Here is a 17,772-nt window from a genome sequence, read left to right as displayed (position 1 = left end):
TGTAGCTCCGCATGTCAGGAGACTTCGTCATATCCATTCCTGTCGTCCTGGCACTGCGTTAGCTTCCGGCCACCCGAAACAGGATTGCCGCAAAGATGATCGTACAGGCCTGCATCAACGGCGCCCGCCCCGCCACCTTCCATCCCGCATTGCCGCTCGCTCCTGAGGCGATGGCGCGCGACGCCGCCGCTTCAGTCGCGGCGGGCGCGGCCGAGCTGCACGTCCATGCGCGCGGCGCCGATCGCCAAGAGAGCCTGGCGCCGGAAGCGATGGACAGGACGGTCGCGGCACTGCGCCGCGCCTGCCCGGGCACGCTGATCGGCGTCTCCACCGGCGCCTGGATTGAGAAGGATGATTTGCGCACCCTGGTTGCCATCTCCGGCTGGCGCGAGCTGCCCGACTATGCCTCGGTCAATCTCAGCGAGGCGGCGGCGCCCGTCGTCATGGAAAGCCTGCGCCAGCGTGGCATCGGCATCGAGGCGGGGCTGGCGTCCATCGCCGATGCCGAACGGCTGGTCGGCCTCGATCATGGCGGCCGGGTGCTGCGCGTGCTGATCGAGATTTCCGAGCAGACGATTGATCAGGCCTTCGCCGTTGCCGACGGCATCGAGAAGGTGCTGGAGCGCGCCGGTGTCAGGCGCTCGATCCTGCTGCATGGCGAGAACGCCACCATGTGGCCTTTCGTGGAAAAGGCGGCGGCGCGGAAACTTTCGACGCGGGTCGGACTGGAGGACGGCAAGGCGCTGCCGGACGGCAGCGTGGCGGACGGCAACGCCGCGCTGGTCGCCGCGGCCGCGCAAATTTTCAGGGCCGCGCGCTGACCGGGATCAGCCGAACTTCGCCAACGGCTCGGCGCTTATCTCGACCCACTCGCAGCGGCGGCTGTCGTGGTAGAAGGACTGGAAGGGCGGCGGAAACGACGGGTCCGCGAACGCGCCGACCGGAATGGCGGTAAGGCCAGGCTGCGTGTCGATGCGATAATGAATGGTGGTCCCGCAATCCGGGCAGAAGCTGTAAATGACGCGGCCGCCCAGTTCGCCGACGCGCGTGAACTGCAGGGCGCGCCCTTCAATCGACACGTCGGCCTCGGCAAACCGGACGTTGTAGCTGAAGGCGCTGCCGGTGCGCCGTTTGCAATCGAGACAATGGCAAACCGAAATGCGTACAGGCTCGCCCGAGCAAGTGGCTGACAGCTGACCGCAGGAACATTCGGCGCGACGCGTGACCATGCAGGCTCCTCCCTGCGGGACATTACTGCGTATCCGCGTTGGCCCTCAACTCGGCGCGCTTCTCATCCGACACCACGGCGAGGTCCAGAACCTTCTGCAGGCCTGCTGCGCGCCGGAAGGTTGGCTCGGTCTGCACGCCGCTCTTCACCGCCTCGACGAAGCGCTGGTAGTTGGTCGGCACCGTGCCTGCATCGAGCTCCTCCCATTTGGCGCTCTCAATGTTGTCGCCGATACAGGCCTTCAGCGCCGAGCCTTCGAGATTATGCACCACCTCGACGCCGCCCTTGTCGCCGTAGATGCGCAGGCGCAATTCGTTGATGTGGCCGGTGGCCCAGCGGCTGGCATGCACCACGCCGAAGGCACCGTTGGAAAAATCGAGCGTCATGGCGAAGCTGTCATTGGCGTCGAGCTGGTATTCGCCGATGCGGTTGCCCGGCGCCTTGTCGAAGGCGCGCAGCCGGCAGAAGACATGGTCGATGTCGAGCGCGGCGCCATAGCTGGCGAAATCGAGGATATGGATGCCGACGTCGCCCAGCACGCCGTTCGAGCCGTGGCCGCGCGACAGCCGCCACAGCCATTTCGGATCGGTGCGCCAGTCGCCCCAGAATTTCGACACCAGCCAGCTCTGCAGATAGGATGCCTCGACATGACGCACCGTGCCGATCTCGCCGGCCTGTACCATCTGGCGCGCCTTCTGCAGCGCGGCCACGTTGCGATAGGTGAGGTTGACCATGTTGACGATGCCGGCGGCCTCCGCGGCATCAGCCATCTCGCTGGCCTTGCCGAAATTCTCGGCCAGCGGCTTCTCGCACAGCACCGGCTTGCCGGCGGCAATCAGCGCCATTGTGGTCGGATGGTGGATGCGGTCGGGCGTGACATTGGCGACCGCGTCGAAACCGCCCCAGTCGAGCGCCGCCTCCAGCGAGGTGAAACGCTTCGGGATCTTGTATCCGTCGGCAAATTCGCCGACCCGCTTTTCATCGACATCGGCGGCCGCCGCCAGTTCGACCCCCTCGATGGCGCCGAAGCGGCGGGCGTGTTCCTGCGCCATCCAGCCCGTACCCAATATCAAAAGCCGCATCTTTTAGATCTCCAGGCAATTTGGTTCGATTCAATATGTGAGTCGAATGTGACCCAGACGCTATTTCCACGCAATCTCGAGTGAAGGAGAGAAGCGCCTTTTTTAGCGGAAGCCGGCCTCGCCATGCGCGTGCAGCTTTGGTCCGCGCTCCTCGATCGGCTCCAGCGCCTTCTCGACCGGCACGTTCGGTGCATTCAAAATGGCGGGCTTCGACCCTTGCGGGTTATGCGCCCACTTCACCGCGTTGCGCAGCACTTTCTGGACCGTCGCATCGTGATAGGTCGGATAGGTTTCGTGTCCGGGGCGGAAGTAGAAGACGTTGCCGGCGCCGCGCCGGTAGGTCAGCCCGGAGCGGAACACCTCGCCGCCCTGGAACCAGGAGATGAAGACCGTTTCCAGCGGCTCCGGCACGGCGAACTGCTCGCCATACATCTCCTCATTCTCGAGCTCGAAGAACTCGCCGACGCCTTCGGCGATCGGGTGGCTGGGGCTCGTCACCCAAAGCCGCTCGCGCTCGCCGGCCTCGCGCCATTTCAGCGTGCAGGGCGTGCCCATCAGCCGTTTGAAGATCTTCGAGAAATGGCCGGAATGCAGCACGATCAGCCCCATTCCTTCCCAGACGCGCTTTGCAACACGCTCGACCACCTCGTCGGCGACCGCGCCATGGTCCTTGTGGCCCCACCAGACCAGCACGTCGGTTTCGGCGAGGCGGGCTTCCGGCAGGCCGTGCTCCGGCTGCTCCAATGTCGCGGTCGTAGCGGAGATCGCCTTGTCCGCATTCAGCGCATTGGCGATGGTCGCATGCATGCCCTCCGGATAAATGCCGGCGACCACCTCATTGATCCGCTCATGGATGTTCTCGCCCCAGACGACAGCGCGAATTGTCATGAATTGCCTCGTGAGTGATTGGGAGCCGCCCCGCGCCATAGATAACGCCTTCGCCCGGTATTGAAAGGTGTTTTCGAACCTTTGCTTCGCAGTGCATGGAGGCCGGCGCGAGAGTCTCCTTGTCGGCCAACGATATAGGTCCTTATGCTTCGACGCGGATTCAGCCGCCGCACAGCCGATTGGCAAGCGCCACGCCTCGGCTACAATGTCGGCCATGGGCGAAGTGCTTGTAGGGACAGCGATCTTTGCTTGCCTGGCCGGGGCCTCGCTGGTCAGCCTGATGGTGCACGAGCGCTTCCCTGCTCACCATCTTGGGGACGACACCAGCGCGGTGGTGCGGCTTGCCGCGAACCTTTTCGTGGTGATGTCGTCGCTGATGCTCGGCCTGATGATCAACTCGGCCAAGAACACATTCGAGTCTATCAACGGCAACGTGCACACCTTCGCCACCGATCTCATTCTGCTCGACCGAACGCTCCGGCACTATGGGCCGGAGGCGGACAGCGCCCGGCAGTCGCTCACGGCCTATGTCCAGCGGGTCGTCGAGACCTCAACGGCCGACAGCGACACGACCGTCGTTCCGAACAGGCTGTCGGAACTGCTGCTCAATCAGGTCGGCGACCTCATGGCGGGATTGACGCCCACGGACGCCAAGCAGATCGCTGCGCAACAGGCCGCGACACAGCAGCTGCAAAATCTGGTCGAGCAACGCTGGATACTTGCCGAGCAGTCCGAGGGCGCCATTCCCGCGCCATTGATCATCCTGCTCGTCGCCTGGCTGACGCTGATCTTCGCCAGCTTCGGTTTCAGGGCGCCGCGCAATGGAACTGTCGTCTTCACATGCCTCATTTCCGCGGCTCTGGTGGCCGCGGCGATCTATCTGATCATCGACATGGACTCGCCCTTTTCAGGTCCGATCCAGATCTCGCCGGCGCCCCTGCAAAGGGCGCTGGCGGAACTGACCACGCAATGAGTTCACCGGCTGGATTGGCTGAGCAATTCAATCAGCAGCCTTGCCGCCACCTCGGCGCCGTCGGCGCGGATCTTGCCAGCCACTGCCGCTGCACGGGCGCGGGTTTCGGGCGCCAGCGCCACGTCCAACGTCGCCGACAGTGACTCGGCCGTCGGCACCGGACCGTCGTGCGCGGCGCCAATGCCGAGCTCGGCGGCGCGCTTTGCCCAATAGGGTTGGTCGCCGATCTGCGGCACGATCACCTGCGGCGCTCCGGCCCGCGCCGCGGCGACTGTGGTGCCGGCCCCGCCGTGATGGATGACGACACCGACACGGGCGAACAGCGCCTGCTGGTTGACCTCGCCGATCTCAAGGCAGTCGTCGCCATCGTCGACGAGGCCGAGTTCGGCCCAGCCCTGCGCGAGCACTGTGCGGAGGCCCCTGGCGCGGATTGCCTCGATCGCGGCGCGCCCGGCTTCCCTGGCGACCGATATCGAACCGAAGCCGACATAGACCGGCGGCGGACCGGCATCGAGGAACGCGCTGAGCCGATCGGGCAGGGGCCGTTCATCCGGCAGGATCAAGGCGCCGGTCTGCACCGCATCGATCAGGTCCGACGGCAGCCACGGCCCGAGGACCGGATCGCAGGCGAGCAGGACGGGATCGCCAAAGACATAGTCCCGGACATTCTGCACCGGCGGCAGTCCGAGCGAAGCGCGATGGCCGTTGATCGCCTCGCCGAAGAGCGCGTTCTTGGTCCGGATATCTGCCTCCCACAGCAGCCGATTGTCGGTCACGCCGGATGGCAGCGGGTGTCCAGGATATTCGTGCGGCCGGTTGTGCGGCGACGGCAGCCAGATGGGGCAGAACGTGCCGAGCATGTAACGCATGCCGCGTCGCTCCGCGAGCATCCGGGCGGCGCCGCAGGACGGGAAGAGGCCGAACGCCACCACCGCGTCGCAGCCTTCGGCGGCCGCGCTCAGCGTCTCATACTGCCTGGCGGCGATCTCGGCCGCCTGGCCGGAAATGAGCCTGGCCCGGTCCTCGGGCGTCGCCGATCGTGAGCGGTTGACCATCTCCTTCGCCCATTCGCGCACGGGCGCGAAGGCCGGCGCAAAAGCCACGCCCGCGCGGGCGGCGAGGGCCGCGAACTCATCGTCACCCGGTGCGCTCACCCTGGCCTCGACGCCATGCGCCTGCAACGCCGCGCCCAGCGCCGCCAGCGGCTCGACGTCGCCGCGCGAGCCGTAGGTCGATAGCAAAATCCGCATTCCATGCTCCGTTGCCGTTTCTTCGGAGCAGCGTTGATACGCCATATCCAGGGTCTTGCCGCAAGCCCGGGCTGCGCCATATCTATATCCTGGGAAGGGTCGTTATCGCTTCCTCAGGTGAGGTTGCGATCGTCGCCATCGGCTCGAAGTGGCGGCAGAAACCCGGGCGCGTTTTGGCGCCAAGGCCCTTCGGATCAGCAAAGTGGGGATCAGCCGGCGACCAGCGCCGGCTCGGGTATCGACTACCCCTGGCGGCCCTCCTGGGCCACCTGGGTGGGGGACCTTGTCAGGCGCGGGACCACGACAAGGCGCTTGATCTTGCCGTTTTTGTAGGCGGCAAGGAAGCGGCGGTAGTCCTTGAAGACGACGCAGCCGTTCGACTCGGCGCGGCCGCCGCGCAGCATGTAGGTATGCGCAAGCAGGCCGTTGCGGCCGTATTTGTTGCTGCCGCTAGTCGGCGTCAGCCGGATCGCCTCGACGCCGTGGAAGCGCGATTCACGCATCGACAGATTGTAGGTGTCCGGTGGTGTCGGACCGACATTCTTGCGGTTGACGAAGCGCGGCTGGTCGACCATTGAGCCCAGTCCCGAATGGGCCTCGAGCCTCGAGCCGTCCGGCATGTAAACGGTCCTCGCCGAAATGTCGTAGACGGCGACGCCATTGCCCGTCGAGGGTCCGTTGAACAGGTTGCGGAAAGCGCTGCCCAGGTTGCCGCGCTCCGGCGTGTCCGGCTTGGCATAGGCGAGCATCTCGGATGCCTGCGCCTTGCGCTTGCCGGGTTTGGACTCGGCAACCATCGGTTTCGAGCCCGCCACGCCCGGGAGGGCCTGGTCGCCACTTCTTGGCGAGACTGCAGTCGGCATGCTCTGCGCGGTGTCGGCCGCCGTCGGCTGCGGCTTGGCTTCGGCGGTCGGCGGCTTCGCGGCTTCGGGCTTCTGCGGCTTGGCGGTGGTCTCCGGCTTCTGCGGCCTGGCCGCGTTCTGCTCGGGCGCCACAGTGGCGCGCTGCAGGGTAGTGCGCGGTCGAAGGTCGGGCACGGCAATGCTGTCGGGCAGATCGTCCTGCGGCGGCAGCGAGGCCACCTGGTACGCGCCGTCATTGCCGTTATTGTCCGTATTGTCGGCGCCATCGGGCGCGACGCCGTTTTGCAGCGCGACGGCGGTCGGAACGTCCGCCGTATCTTCAGGCGCGATGTTGGCAAGCGCCAGCGCCAGGTCGGAGGCGCCGGCGATCTCGGCCGGCTGCGGACCGAAGCGGGCTTCCGCCGGTGCGTCTGGCTGCTGCGCGCCGCCGAAGCGGCTCGCTGAAGGCAGGCTGGCAAGCAGGAACGGTGCCTTCTCGGCGCGGGCAAAGGCATCGGCAAGCTTTTGCGGCGAAAGCGCCGCGCGCTTCACCACGCCATCGAAACGGTCGACGGCCCCGGCGGCCGAAGCCACCACCACGACCTTTTCCTGCGCGACGCTGTCGGGCGCCGGCAGCCTGAGGCGCGCCATCTTGCCGTCACGGCTATTATTCTTCGGTTTTTCAGCGGCTTGGCTGTCGTGGTTGAAGATGGTCGCGAGGCTGAAGCAACCGGCATCGCAGCCGCTGGTGAGCGAGCCCGCCTTGTAGCCGCCATTGACGCCAAGACGTGGCGCCCAGGCATTGGCGATCTGCCGGCGCTGGTCGCCAAGCGCGATGTTGCGCGGCGAAAGCAGGCCTTGCGGCAATCCGTTGGAAGCAACGGTCAGCGAGGTGCTCACCGAATAAAGCCCCGCCAAAGTGGCGAAGGACCATAGGGCGAGGGCGGCGCCGACAGCAGGCACCAGGACCCAACGATGACCAGACCTTTTCGAAGTTACCTCCCCCTGAGGAGCGTCACCCCGGTTTTTCAAACGCAAAAACGCCATACGACCACTCTCAATCGGCATGCCGGTTTGCGGACCTGGCACCCGTCACGATCACAGTTCGCTGGTGCCCCCTGCACCTTCACGCGTCTGTTGCCGATTGATTCAAAAGATGGACAAAGATGGTTAACCAATCCCTCCACCAATCGCCGATTTGGCGACGGTCCATACGAAAAAAGAGCCCTCCATGGTCTTCGCCACGGTAAAAATGCTCTCCCTCACCCGACTTGCTGCCCGTTTTTCCGGCCTCTGTCAAGAAACCGTGAAGGTTGGAACCGCAACAATCCTGGCCGCGTATCGAGCGATTGGGGTCAAAATGCGGCCCGACGCCTGGCGGTGGAACAATCCAACCAAAGATGCAGTGGACCAGCCGGCAAAGCCGGCAAAAGGCATTGCGGGGTAGGGATCACCCCAAAAAAAGTCACCTGCGCGGGAGGGCGGAGGGACTGAAGGAGTAGAATCCAGGCGTTGTGGAGCCTCGTCACCGGGTGCGGAAATTCAGGTGCTCCTTGACCGCGACCACGCTGGCGCCCTCAGCGCGTTTCGTCCGTTCCATCGGCGACGCCGACATGATGCCGGTAGACCATTCCCCAGCCTTTCCAGCCGGTGAACAGAAGAATGAGGACGACGACCAGCGAGAGGAGCAGGCCGACAGGGACCACCGCGGCCGCCGCGTGGGCGTAGCGCGAGTACCAGTTGTAGAGTTCGATCAGGACGACGATCACGTTGCCGCCGGCATGAAGCCATGCGTCCTGAAGATTGCGGATCTGGGTATCGCCGAGCACATCGGTGAGGCCGGCAAGTGCCGCCAGCGCGGCCATGATCAGGCCCGCGCCGAGAAGCCAGAGCGAAGCGGAAACCCAGCCTGGATTGCCGGTCCGCCAGAAGATGAGGTCGCAAACGAAGGTCGCGACGAAAAAGGCGATCGGGAACGGGATCAGCATTGCATGGATAGGGTGGCCGGCAATGCTTGCCGTGCTGTGCGGATTGTGGGGGATCGTATGCTGGACCATGGCACTGCCTCCCGCGGCGTGGCGAGCGCCGCCCTCGGGCCACATCACTACGCATTGCGGGCTTGGCGGCAAAAAGCCGGACAATATGCAACTCCGGATGGCCCGGAATGTTCCATAATCCCGCGTCCACAACGCCGCTTCGTCGCGAACTGACGGGGGTGGCAGGCTCAGCCGCCCTCCGCCTGGGGTGCCTCGGCCAAGCCGGGGACGGGTTTCGTCTTGCCGCTGAGCCGAGCTCCCAAGGAGAGCGTCCGGGGAAAATTGCGGACGACCGCCCTCATCATGGCGGCACCGCCGGAACCAAGGGCAATGCGCGCGATGGCCTCTGCGGCCAGGACACGGGTCGAGAACAATTCTCTCCAGGCCGCCTCATACCGTCTGCCGGCCGCCTCCCGTCCTTTCTGCCCGCTTGCGGCCTCGCTCAGTTCCATAGCCAGGAGCCAGCCGGACTGAAGCGCCATCGATATGCCTTCGGCGATGATCGGATGCGACTCCCCGGCGGCGTTGCCAACGCGGAAGATGTCCGCTGCGTAGCCAGGGCGGATGCCTGGGCGGATCGGGCCGGCGGCAAGCCATGGACCGTCGAGACGCGCTTGCGCCAAGGCTTCCCGCGCGCCCCGGCATCTCGCCACGATATGATGCTCGACGGTTTCGGCCGCGGAGACCTGGCCGCCTCGCTCTCGGGCATGGCTGCCGCGCAACCGGGCGAGCACATCGCGCCTTATGCAGCAGGAGAGGGACATGCGCTCATGGTCCGCGAGCACCATGCCGCCATAGCCGCCGGGAAACGTCAGCAGCGGCATCAAGTCGGGCGGCAGCGTCGATCCTGAAAAATGCGCCTTGAAGCCGAGCAGGTCCGAAGGGTGGCTTTTCTTCGCGAGTTGGCTGGGCAGCGACCCCGGCTCCCACGAGCCGTGCGCGGCGACGATCACCGGCGCCCGCAGGATCGTCGCTTCGTCGCGGGAATTCGCGGCTCCTGCCTGGAGCCGCACCGTCTGGCAGGCGCCATCGCGTTCGATGGCGGCGGCGCGGCACGGCTGGAAGACTTCCGCGCCGGCCGATCGGGCCGCATCCAACAGCAGGGAGTCCAACACGTCGCGGCCGAGCGCCCGGCCAAAGCCGTTTCCTGCCATGGACCCGGACTTCGGCATCGGCGCCTCGACGCTGGTGTCGCCGGAAAAGAGGCCGACCCGGCGAATTTCGGGGCCCGCCTCGGCCCGCCACGCATCGCCGATCTCCAGCCGCTCGAGGAGCGCGAGATTGCTTGCCGAGATATATTCGCCGCAGACCTTGCGACGCGGAAAAACGCTCCTTTCCACGATCGCCACGGCCCAACCGCGCCGGACCAGCGCCAGCGCCGCCGAGGTGCCTGCCGGGCCGGCGCCGATGACGATCGCATCATGGGTCGATGCCGGTCTCATGGCGCATTTGCGGCAGGCATCGACGCGGCGCCGGCAAAGACATGGGAGAAGGGACCGGCGCGCCGCTCCTTTAGCGGCCGCCCACCCGCGGCGCTCCAGAGATCGGAAAGTTCGCTGCCGTGGAAGCCGGCGCGCACGCTCTGGGCGGCGTCATGCCTGGTCACGTCATTGGCGCCGATCGCCGGCAGAAGGCGGGTGGCCGCGAGCGCCAGGCCCTTCCTACGCGGTTCTGTCGCCAGCAGCAATGGCGCCCTGCGAACCAGCAGCGAAAACAGGCGCAGCAGTCCGGCGTCGTCGAAATGATGCAGAAACAGGTTGACCGTGATCACATCGAAGGCCTCGCCATCCGCCTTCTGCGCCCAGTCGAAGACATCGTCGGTGACGGTTTCGAGCTTCCATCCCAGACCGGCGAAATCCGCCGTGAGGTCAGGGGTGACGAGGCCGACGCGGTCGAGCATCGTCAGCTCCACCTCCGGCCAGTCTCTTGCCATGCGCCGCGCCACCTTCAGCATGAAGGTGCCGTCGCCGGCGCCGATCTCGAGGATGCGGCCGGGCGCCTTGGGCATGAATGTCCTCATAAGTGAGACCATGATCGGCGCCTGGAACATCAGCGCGTTGATGCGGGCGAGGTCGCGCCGCGAGCGGAGCGCCCGCGGATCGTCCGCGGCAAGGCCATCGAGGATTTCCGGGACGAGTGTCCGTTGATCGAGCGTGCTCATGACACGGTCCGGAACAACATGGTCTCGGCCGTCAGCCCGGGTCCGAACGACATGCCGCAGCCGAGCTGTTCGCTTGGCGCCTTCAGCATCTCTTCCATCACGAACATGACCGTGGCCGACGACATGTTGCCGTATCGGCGCAGCACCTCGCGTGACGGCTGGAGCGCGGCGGGCGCGAGATTCAGCGCCCTCTCGACGGCGTCGAGAATGGTGCGCCCGCCGGGATGCACGGCCCAGAGGTCGATCGCGTCCGGTGGCCGGCCACCGAGGATGGCGTCCTGGTTGCCGCGCAGGGCCTCCTGGATCGCCGCGGGCACTTGGCCGGAGAGAAACATGTCGAAGCCATGGTCACCGATATCCCAGGTCATCAGCTCCCGCCGTTCGTCCGCGACGGTGCAGCGGAAGCTGTTGAGCTCGATGCCGAGCGGCTCGCCGGTGACGAGCGTTGCCGCGCAGCCGTCGCCCCAAAGGCAGAAGGACAGCAGCTTTTCCAGCTCAGTGGTTTCTCTCAGATGCAGGGTGCAGACTTCGATATTGACCAGAAGAATCCTCGCCCGCGGGTCGGAGCGGACGATGTGGCGGGCAAGCTTGAGGGCGTTGACCGCGGCGTAGCAGCCCATGAACCCGATCATCGTGCGTTCGATACCGTCCGGCAGGCCGCAGCGCGCGGCAAGGTCGAGGTCGATGCCGGGCGCGGAGAAACCGGTGCAGGTGGTGATGATGAGATGGGTGATGCGCGATGCCTCGTCCCCGAGGCCCAGTCCGTCGATTGCCTTTTGCGCCAGAATGGGGGCTGCCTGGCCGAACATAGCCATCCTGGCCGCCGTTCCGGGAAACGCGCCGCGCTTGAAGGTGCCGGCAAGGTCGGCCGACGGCCCTTCGGGATCGAGAGCGGGCGCAAAGCAGGAAAAGCGATGCTCGATGCCGGCAAGGCCGGCCATGCGTTGAAATATCCTACGGCGGTCGGCGGCCAGCATTGAGGCCGCGTAGCTCAGGTAGAACTGATGGACTTCATGCTCCGGAACCGCTGTCGCGATCCGGTTGATATAGGCGTTGGCGGACATGGACTGTCTCCCTTGGCCTCGGGCGCGGTACGCGCTTGTTGCCGGAAGGGTTTCTTGCTCATGAGCGCTTTGTCATGCGCCGGGCGCTGAGCGTTGCCTGTTCGATAAACGTTTCGGAAAACCTGTTTCTTCCCCGGCATGCGATCCCGAACCTAAAAGATTTGCGAGGGATGACAGGCAAAATCAAAGTGTTACAGCCCTTTCCACACCCTGGCGGGCAAGGACTTCGAGCCGGTCACTTGCTGCCCTGCGCCGCTCCGGGCACGATCAAGGCTCCCTGATCGGGCTCCGAATATCTGAAGCCGATAAAGAACAAGGCGATGATGATGAGGCAGATCGCCAGCACGGTGGCGAGGATCCTTCCCGGGTTTTCGGCAGGCGGTTTGTCTTCCATGGCGGTTCGCCTCGCCTATTAACCCCGCGGGAGCGGCAAGGGTTCCGAACTCCAGGGCGAGTCCGTCGCTCTATCTCCTTGTTTTGTCGCAATTCCGGGCGGAAAAACCGCTCACACTTTTCCTGGAATTGCGTCTGGCGAATGCCGAGCGCTCTGCCTCGTTCACGTGACATCGATCACCACCATCAGTCCGCCGCCGCCTTTCTCCTCGACATTGTTGTTCGTCGTGTGGTGCGGGATGTGGCAGTGGATCAGCCATTTGCCGGGGCGCTGCGCCTTCCAGACGACGTCATAGCGCTGACCGGGTCCGACATTGATGGTGTCGGCAAGGAAGCGTGCGGTGGCGGGAATCGTCTCGCCGTCGCGCGCGACGACCTCGAACGGCCCGCCATGGATGTGCATCGGGTGGATGAAGCCGTTGTTGGTGCCGATGAAGCGGACTTTCAGCGTCTCGCCGACCTTCATGCGGATCGTCTCGGTCGAGGGATATGCCCTGCCGTTGATGGTGAAGAAGTTCGGCGTGCCGCCGTCCATCGGCATCGAGGGATAGGTCAGGCCTTCGCGCACCAGCCATTCCTGCAGCTCGATGACGTAATCATGGTCGGCGCCGACCTCATCGGAAGGATCGGCCGGATCGATGATCAGCGCGCCATAGAGCCCGAGCGCCTGGGTGCGGTCCGGCTTGGCATGCGGGTGGTAGAAATAGGTGCCGTGCTGGGTGGCGGTGAATTCGTAGGAATAGGTCTGTCCGGTCTCGATTGGCGGCTGGGTGATCTCGGCCGGCCCGTCCATCTGGTTGGGCAGGATCAGGCCGTGCCAGTGCACCGTGGTTTCCTCCGGCAGGCCATTGGTGACGTTGATGCGCACGCGGTCGCCCTGGCGGATATGGATGCGCGGTCCCGGGATCTGGCCGTTATAGGCATAGGCGTCGACCGTGACATTTGGCAGGATCTGCCAGCGGATCACCGACGGTCTGAGCTCGAACACCTTCACGCCGTTTTCCATGCGGAAGGGCAGCTCCTGGTCGCCCTTCGCCGCGAGGTCGTAGGAGGCGGTGACGAGGCGCGGATCGGCCGCCGCCATGTCGCGCATGGCGTCGGCCGGCGTGTCGCGGTCCATGATCATGCCCTGCGGCATGATTACCCCGCCGACATCGCGGGCCGAGAGCCTGAGGTTCAGCCAATTCGCCGGTGCCGCCATGCCGATCGCCAGCGCCAGCGCCGACACCGCGCCGAGCGCCGCGATCTGCGGCGTGGTCGCGTCCGAGCGCATGTGATGGCCGCCGCCCTTGCCATTATGAGAGGTCGTGCCGTGTTTGTGATCGCCGCTGCTGGCGTCGGCTTGCTGCATCTGCATGTGCGCATGCCGTTCGCCGGCAGGACGATGGGCTGCCGCCGTCGCCCGCTCGGTCATCAGCCCGTGTTTCAGGCCGCGGGCGACCAGCCAGACATTGGCGGGATAGGCCAGCGTGAACCCCGCGATTACGCCAATCGACATCACGCCCCAAAACAGAAGCTCTGTCGGCTCCATGGCGCGCATGTCGCGGCCCATCATCAGAAAGCTCATGACCGGCGCCATCCCGGCCATCATGAAATTCATGGAGATGAATTCGGGCAGGAAGCTCTTCCTCACATTCTCCCAATAGCTGCCGCCCATCATCGATTTCATGAACAGCGACTGGAAGATGAACAGGCCGAAGGCGAAGCCGGCAAGGTATTCGACGATGAGGTCGAGCCACATCGGCAGGCCGAGCGTGGCGGTGACGACGGCGGCCAGGATGATGCCGGTGGCATCGCCGGCGACGCAATGGATGGTCGAGCCGACGCCCTGCTTCCACAGAGGTTTTGTGAAGACCTCGTGCTCGCCGGGGCGCGGTTCCTTGTCGGCGAGCACGTAAAGCAGCAGTCCAAGCGGGCCCATGTAGAGCGTGACCAGGATGAAGCCCCATTTCATCACCACCGGCTCGGGATTGTTGCGGTACTGGTCGAAGCCGACATAGAGCGTCGACGCGGCCGCCATCGCGAACCATACGACGAGGAAATAATCGATCGGTTGGATAAGCATCCGACCTCTCACGCCGCTGGATGAAACGGCAGGTTGTGCCAGCCCTTGCGGATGAACGCGGCTGCGGCCGATATGATCCCGCCCGTTCCCGTCGGCGCGCCGGAATGCTCGACGCCTCTTGACCTTCCAGCCGCTGGAACCCTTAGCGTGCCGGAATCCGGGGGCGGATTTCATGGATATCCAGGAGCGAAAAATGCATCGACGCGGTTTCCTGGCGGCAGGCCTGGCCACGGTTCTGGCAGGCCCGCGCGCGCTGGCGCAGATGAAGATGGATGGCACGTCGAATATGGACTCCATGCCGGGCATGGATATGGGTGGTCATTCCGGCCACGACATGGGCGCCGTGGCGAAAGCGCCCGCCGCGCTGCCCGAGGGCGAGGCGCTGCGCGAGTTGCCGCTGCTGGCCAACGAGGCCGGCCGGCCCGGCCTCTTCAAGGCGCGGCTCACGGCCGAGTCCGCCACGGCGCGCTTCACGGCCGACCAGGACACGCCGATCCTCGCCTATAACGGCATGAGCCCGGGGCCATTGATCGAGGCCTATGAGGGCGACCGCGTTGAGATCACCTTCGCCAACCGGATCGCGGGCGAGGCAAGCACCATCCACTGGCACGGCATGCCGGTGCCCGCCGACCAGGACGGCAACCCGATGGACCCGGTCGCGCCGGGCGCCGACCGCGTCTACGCCTTTGATCTGCCCGAGGGTTCGGCCGGCACTTACTGGTATCATCCGCATCCGCATGGCCGGACGGCCGAGCAGGTCTATCGCGGCCTTGCCGGCGCCTTCGTCGTCAAGGCAAAGGCCGATCCGATCCCGGCAGCCTATGGCGACACCGCGCTCGTCTTCACCGACCTGCGCCTTGCCGCCGACGGCTCCATGCCGGACAACACCATGACCGATATGATGAACGGCCGCGTCGGCGACCATGTGCTGGTCAACGGCCAGAAGAACCCGAAGCTGGCGGTGGCGATGGGCGCGAAGCGGCGCTTGCGGCTTTACAACGCCACCAATGCGCGCTTCCTCAGGCTCGCTTTCGACAACGCCGCGATGACCGTGATCGGCAGCGACGGCGGCCTCCTGGAGAAGCCGGTGGCGGCCGAGGAGATCCTGCTCAGCCCGGCCGAGCGCGTCGAGTTGGTCGTCGCCTTCGACCGGCCTGGCGCCGCCACGCTGACCACGCTCGACTATGATCGCGGCTGGATGGGGCCGGGCCGGCCTGCGGATGCCGGGCTCACGCTCCTGGCGGTCGATGTCTCCAACACTGCGGCCGAGGCAATGCCGCCGCTGCCCGAGCGGCTGCGGCCGATCGTGCCGCTTAACGCTCCCACGGTCAGCCGCCGTCTCGTCTTCACCGAGACCATGGCGATGAACCCCACCGGCATGGAGATGGGCTTCCTGATCAACGGCAAGGCGTTCGAGATGGGCCGCGTCGATATCGTCGCCAGGGCCGGCGACACCGAGCTGTGGGAAATCGTCAACCAGGCCGACATGGACCACCCGTTCCATCTGCACGGCACGCAGTTCCAGGTGGTCGAGCGCGAGCGCGGCGGCAAGGTCGCCAAGCCGCCTTATCTGGCATGGAAGGACACGGTCAACGTGGCGCGCGGCGAGACGGTGCGGCTCCTGACGCGCCAGGAGCGGCCGGGCGCGCGCATGTATCACTGCCACATCCTCGAGCATGAGCAGCTCGGCATGATGGGCATTGTCGACGTGCGGGCATGAGGGATCGCATCGTTGTCGCGGCGGCGATGCTGGCGCTCGCCGGCCTGTTGATCCTAACTCCGTCGCTGGCGGCGGGTCCGGGCGATCCCATCGTAGCGGCGCGCCAGGCCTCGATGAAACAGATGGCTGCCGCCGCCAGGGCGATCGCCGAAATGTTCGACGGCAAACGCGCCTATGAGCCGGCGGCCTTCAAGGCGGCGGCCGACACGTTGAGCGCCCGCGCCGGCGCCCTGACTGGCGAATTTCCGCAGGGCACACATGGCGCGCCGTCGGCCGCCAGACCGGAAATCGACGACGCCCGGCCGGAATTCGAGGCGCTCGCCCGCCATATCGGCCGGCTCGCCGATGCGCTCGCCGACAAGGCCGGGAACGCGCCGCCCGGGATCACCGCCGACATGCGCATGAGCGGCCCACCGATGGATGGCGGCAGCCTGCTTGGCAAGCGCCCAGGCGCGGTCGAGGCCGACCCGGCCAAAATGCCGGCGGAACACCTCCTGCACCTGATCCTGCAGGACTGCACGAGTTGTCACTCGAAGTTCCGGCGCAAAGCCGAGTGAGACCGGCGCGGCGAGCATGATCCCGAAAAGTGGGAACCGGTTTTCGGAGAAAGATCATGCTCCGGCAAAAGAGTTAGACCGTGATGGCGATTTAACGAAACGCCATCACGATCTAGGGCGTGATATGGCGGCGCACCGTCTTCCACTCCTGCCAGATCAGCCACATGACGATAGCGTCGAAGACGGTCAGCACGAGCAGGCCGGGCGAATGCGTGTAGGAGTAGCGATAGACCTGGTAGGCCATGAAGGCGCCGAGCGCCATCAGCGAGGCAGGGTAGGACCACAGCTTGCCGCGCAGCAGGCCGATGACCAGCAAAAGCTTAATCAGCCCGTGGCTAAGCAGATAGAAGGCATAGAACTCTTTGCTCGCGACGGAGAACTGGCCTGCCATCTGCGACAAGTGGCTGGCTATGAAATCGTTTGGATCTTCGATCAACTCCTCCTGGGTGAACATGTTGACCCAGGAAGCGATGGTGTCGGTGGTGACGAGGTAAAGCAGGATGCCGCCGACGCACTCGATCAAGGCATGGGCACCTTTTAGCCATACACTGACCTCAAAGAGCTGGTGAATGCGGTGCTCGCCGGCGGGCTTCAACGATCGATCTCACTTCTAAATCAGGGGAAGCAAGCAAAGAATGGATGTTTCTCTCACGCACTGGATCAACGCCGCTGCCGGCATCAGCCCGCTCCTTGATAGGACAATGATCACCATCTCACAAATCGGCGTGCCGCTGATGGTGATTGCCGTCGCTCTGCAATGGTGGTCCAGGAACGACCGCCTCCATGTGCGTCATGCCTGCCTGTCCGCCGGTCTTTCCTTCCTGCTCGGGTTGGCGATCAACCAGGCGATCCTGCTCTTCGTCCACCGGATCAGGCCTTACGACGCCGGCGTCACGCATCTCTTGATCGCGCCCAGCGCCGACTGGTCGTTCCCCTCCGATCACGCGACCGCCAGCATCGCGATCGTCGCCGCCTTCGCCATGCAGGCGCTGCCGCGCCGCACGCTTGCCTTGCTTGTGATGGCGGTGCTCATCTGCTGGTCGCGGCTGCATCTCGGCATCCACTATGCCGGCGACATTGCCGGCGGCGCGGCCACCGGAATTGCCGCCGCCCTAGCGGTGCGGCTGTGCTATCGCGAGAATTCGCGGCTGGACGCTTTCGCGACGAAGGTCCTCTAGGGAATCCCGCTCCAGCTCACCGGAGCGCATCACAAAAGTGATGCGCTCTCCCAACTATATGCTAGGCTCACGCCGCCAGAACAGGGTTCATCGTTATGGATGCCAGCCAAATGCAGGCCATAGGCGATACGCTGATGCGCCTCGTCACCCCCGACATGACGCCGAAGGATCTGGTCAAGGCGGTGCGCAAGGAACACCCCGATGCCAGGAAGAAGGACATCGCCCGCGCCGCCTTCCACGCCATCATCGCCAATGCCGACCAGGATCCCGGCAAGTCGCGCAACCTCCAGGCCTTCGCGCTTGCCGAGCGCACCCAGCGATCGGAATAAGTTGCC

19 protein-coding genes are annotated in these 17,772 nt (G+C 65.2%); 7 read left to right on the top strand and 12 right to left on the bottom strand.

Annotation, left to right across the window (positions count from 1 at the left end):
- The first annotated feature begins 95 nt into the window (after nt 1-95).
- Nucleotides 96-821, top strand: coding sequence for a 3-keto-5-aminohexanoate cleavage protein (locus EN869_RS23055; RefSeq protein WP_127228290.1), 726 nt, complete (start codon nt 96-98; stop codon nt 819-821).
- 6 nt (nt 822-827) lie between these two features.
- Here EN869_RS23055 and EN869_RS23050 read toward each other — a convergent pair whose 3' ends face one another.
- The 3 genes from EN869_RS23050 to EN869_RS23040 all read right to left on the bottom strand — a co-directional run bounded on the left by EN869_RS23050 (nt 828) and on the right by EN869_RS23040 (nt 3,198).
- Entirely contained in the window at nt 828-1,229 is a 402-nt protein-coding gene (locus EN869_RS23050; RefSeq protein WP_127228289.1) for a GFA family protein, read from the bottom strand.
- A 22-nt stretch (nt 1,230-1,251) separates the two neighbouring features.
- A complete protein-coding gene (locus EN869_RS23045; protein ID WP_127228288.1) occupies nt 1,252-2,310 on the bottom strand; it encodes a Gfo/Idh/MocA family oxidoreductase in 1,059 nt (352 codons plus the stop codon).
- Between the two features lie 102 nt (nt 2,311-2,412).
- Nucleotides 2,413-3,198 (bottom strand): ThuA domain-containing protein, encoded by a 786-nt coding sequence (locus tag EN869_RS23040; protein ID WP_127228287.1) that lies wholly within the window; start codon nt 3,196-3,198, stop codon nt 2,413-2,415.
- A 214-nt stretch (nt 3,199-3,412) separates the two neighbouring features.
- Between EN869_RS23040 and EN869_RS23035 the strand changes: the two genes are divergently transcribed.
- Nucleotides 3,413-4,171: a DUF4239 domain-containing protein gene (locus EN869_RS23035; RefSeq protein WP_127228286.1), complete on the top strand. Its 759-nt coding sequence runs from the start codon at nt 3,413-3,415 to the stop codon at nt 4,169-4,171.
- Nucleotides 4,172-4,173: 2 nt separating this feature from the next.
- Here EN869_RS23035 and EN869_RS23030 read toward each other — a convergent pair whose 3' ends face one another.
- Together EN869_RS23030 and EN869_RS23025 are read right to left on the bottom strand one after the other, a co-directional pair.
- Entirely contained in the window at nt 4,174-5,421 is a 1,248-nt protein-coding gene (locus EN869_RS23030) for a glycosyltransferase (protein ID WP_127228285.1), read from the bottom strand.
- Between the two features lie 242 nt (nt 5,422-5,663).
- Nucleotides 5,664-7,226, bottom strand: coding sequence for a tlde1 domain-containing protein (locus EN869_RS23025; protein WP_245489572.1), 1,563 nt, complete (start codon nt 7,224-7,226; stop codon nt 5,664-5,666).
- Between the two features lie 268 nt (nt 7,227-7,494).
- Here EN869_RS23025 and EN869_RS23020 point away from each other — a divergent pair, with 268 nt between their 5' ends.
- Nucleotides 7,495-7,710, top strand: coding sequence for a hypothetical protein (locus EN869_RS23020; RefSeq protein ID WP_127228283.1), 216 nt, complete (start codon nt 7,495-7,497; stop codon nt 7,708-7,710).
- Nucleotides 7,711-7,840: 130 nt separating this feature from the next.
- On the opposite strand, the gene EN869_RS23015 is transcribed toward EN869_RS23020, so the two are convergent.
- From EN869_RS23015 to EN869_RS22995, 6 genes are all read right to left on the bottom strand, one after another.
- Nucleotides 7,841-8,320: a DUF2231 domain-containing protein gene (locus EN869_RS23015; protein ID WP_167498642.1), complete on the bottom strand. Its 480-nt coding sequence runs from the start codon at nt 8,318-8,320 to the stop codon at nt 7,841-7,843.
- 167 nt (nt 8,321-8,487) lie between these two features.
- Nucleotides 8,488-9,741 carry an NAD(P)/FAD-dependent oxidoreductase gene (locus EN869_RS23010; protein ID WP_127228282.1) on the bottom strand — a complete coding sequence of 418 codons (1,254 nt, stop codon included), beginning with the start codon at nt 9,739-9,741 and terminating at the stop codon, nt 8,488-8,490.
- Complete coding sequence (locus EN869_RS23005) at nt 9,738-10,460, bottom strand: methyltransferase domain-containing protein (protein ID WP_127228281.1); 723 nt, start codon at nt 10,458-10,460, stop codon at nt 9,738-9,740. Before EN869_RS23005 ends, EN869_RS23010 begins: the two co-directional genes overlap by 4 nt.
- The gene (locus EN869_RS23000) at nt 10,457-11,524 is read right to left on the bottom strand and encodes a type III polyketide synthase (protein WP_127228280.1); all 1,068 of its coding nucleotides are present in this window, start codon (nt 11,522-11,524) and stop codon (nt 10,457-10,459) included. The genes EN869_RS23005 and EN869_RS23000 overlap by 4 nt, the downstream gene beginning before the upstream one ends.
- A gap of 235 nt (nt 11,525-11,759) precedes the next feature.
- Complete coding sequence (locus tag EN869_RS34530) at nt 11,760-11,918, bottom strand: hypothetical protein (protein WP_167498643.1); 159 nt, start codon at nt 11,916-11,918, stop codon at nt 11,760-11,762.
- Nucleotides 11,919-12,080: 162 nt separating this feature from the next.
- Nucleotides 12,081-13,982, bottom strand: a complete 1,902-nt coding sequence (locus tag EN869_RS22995; protein WP_127228279.1) for a DUF4396 domain-containing protein — start codon at nt 13,980-13,982, stop codon at nt 12,081-12,083.
- Between the two features lie 193 nt (nt 13,983-14,175).
- Between EN869_RS22995 and EN869_RS22990 the strand changes: the two genes are divergently transcribed.
- Together EN869_RS22990 and EN869_RS22985 are read left to right on the top strand one after the other, a co-directional pair.
- Nucleotides 14,176-15,702 carry a multicopper oxidase family protein gene (locus tag EN869_RS22990; protein WP_127228278.1) on the top strand — a complete coding sequence of 509 codons (1,527 nt, stop codon included), beginning with the start codon at nt 14,176-14,178 and terminating at the stop codon, nt 15,700-15,702.
- Nucleotides 15,699-16,259 (top strand): cytochrome c, encoded by a 561-nt coding sequence (locus tag EN869_RS22985; RefSeq protein ID WP_127228277.1) that lies wholly within the window; start codon nt 15,699-15,701, stop codon nt 16,257-16,259. The genes EN869_RS22990 and EN869_RS22985 overlap by 4 nt, the downstream gene beginning before the upstream one ends.
- A 112-nt stretch (nt 16,260-16,371) precedes the next feature.
- Here the strand turns inward: EN869_RS22985 and EN869_RS22980 are convergent, their stop codons facing one another.
- A complete protein-coding gene (locus EN869_RS22980; RefSeq protein ID WP_127228276.1) occupies nt 16,372-16,854 on the bottom strand; it encodes a DUF2127 domain-containing protein in 483 nt (160 codons plus the stop codon).
- Between the two features lie 40 nt (nt 16,855-16,894).
- Between EN869_RS22980 and EN869_RS22975 the strand changes: the two genes are divergently transcribed.
- Nucleotides 16,895-17,437 carry a phosphatase PAP2 family protein gene (locus EN869_RS22975; protein WP_127228275.1) on the top strand — a complete coding sequence of 181 codons (543 nt, stop codon included), beginning with the start codon at nt 16,895-16,897 and terminating at the stop codon, nt 17,435-17,437.
- 95 nt (nt 17,438-17,532) lie between these two features.
- Complete coding sequence (locus EN869_RS22970) at nt 17,533-17,766, top strand: hypothetical protein (protein WP_127228274.1); 234 nt, start codon at nt 17,533-17,535, stop codon at nt 17,764-17,766.
- Nucleotides 17,767-17,772 lie beyond the last annotated feature (6 nt).

It is taken from the genome of Mesorhizobium sp. M2D.F.Ca.ET.226.01.1.1 (genome assembly GCF_004022705.2).
Classification (GTDB): domain Bacteria; phylum Pseudomonadota; class Alphaproteobacteria; order Rhizobiales; family Rhizobiaceae; genus Mesorhizobium.
The sequence above is the reverse complement of the archived record's forward strand: the minus strand, read 5'-3'. Positions and strand labels throughout refer to the sequence as shown.

Coding starts and splice junctions, on each gene's coding strand:
- EN869_RS23050 (WP_127228289.1), bottom strand. CDS start 1,229: ATGGTCACGCGTCGCGCCGAATGTTCCTGCGGTCAGCTGTCAGCCACT.
- EN869_RS22970 (WP_127228274.1), top strand. CDS start 17,533: ATGGATGCCAGCCAAATGCAGGCCATAGGCGATACGCTGATGCGCCTC.
- EN869_RS23010 (WP_127228282.1), bottom strand. CDS start 9,741: ATGAGACCGGCATCGACCCATGATGCGATCGTCATCGGCGCCGGCCCG.
- EN869_RS23015 (WP_167498642.1), bottom strand. CDS start 8,320: ATGGTCCAGCATACGATCCCCCACAATCCGCACAGCACGGCAAGCATT.
- EN869_RS34530 (WP_167498643.1), bottom strand. CDS start 11,918: ATGGAAGACAAACCGCCTGCCGAAAACCCGGGAAGGATCCTCGCCACC.
- EN869_RS23020 (WP_127228283.1), top strand. CDS start 7,495: ATGGTCTTCGCCACGGTAAAAATGCTCTCCCTCACCCGACTTGCTGCC.
- EN869_RS22990 (WP_127228278.1), top strand. CDS start 14,176: ATGCATCGACGCGGTTTCCTGGCGGCAGGCCTGGCCACGGTTCTGGCA.
- EN869_RS23035 (WP_127228286.1), top strand. CDS start 3,413: ATGGGCGAAGTGCTTGTAGGGACAGCGATCTTTGCTTGCCTGGCCGGG.
- EN869_RS22985 (WP_127228277.1), top strand. CDS start 15,699: ATGAGGGATCGCATCGTTGTCGCGGCGGCGATGCTGGCGCTCGCCGGC.
- EN869_RS22975 (WP_127228275.1), top strand. CDS start 16,895: ATGGATGTTTCTCTCACGCACTGGATCAACGCCGCTGCCGGCATCAGC.
- EN869_RS22995 (WP_127228279.1), bottom strand. CDS start 13,982: ATGCTTATCCAACCGATCGATTATTTCCTCGTCGTATGGTTCGCGATG.
- EN869_RS23005 (WP_127228281.1), bottom strand. CDS start 10,460: ATGAGCACGCTCGATCAACGGACACTCGTCCCGGAAATCCTCGATGGC.
- EN869_RS23030 (WP_127228285.1), bottom strand. CDS start 5,421: ATGCGGATTTTGCTATCGACCTACGGCTCGCGCGGCGACGTCGAGCCG.
- EN869_RS23000 (WP_127228280.1), bottom strand. CDS start 11,524: ATGTCCGCCAACGCCTATATCAACCGGATCGCGACAGCGGTTCCGGAG.
- EN869_RS23055 (WP_127228290.1), top strand. CDS start 96: ATGATCGTACAGGCCTGCATCAACGGCGCCCGCCCCGCCACCTTCCAT.
- EN869_RS23040 (WP_127228287.1), bottom strand. CDS start 3,198: ATGACAATTCGCGCTGTCGTCTGGGGCGAGAACATCCATGAGCGGATC.
- EN869_RS23045 (WP_127228288.1), bottom strand. CDS start 2,310: ATGCGGCTTTTGATATTGGGTACGGGCTGGATGGCGCAGGAACACGCC.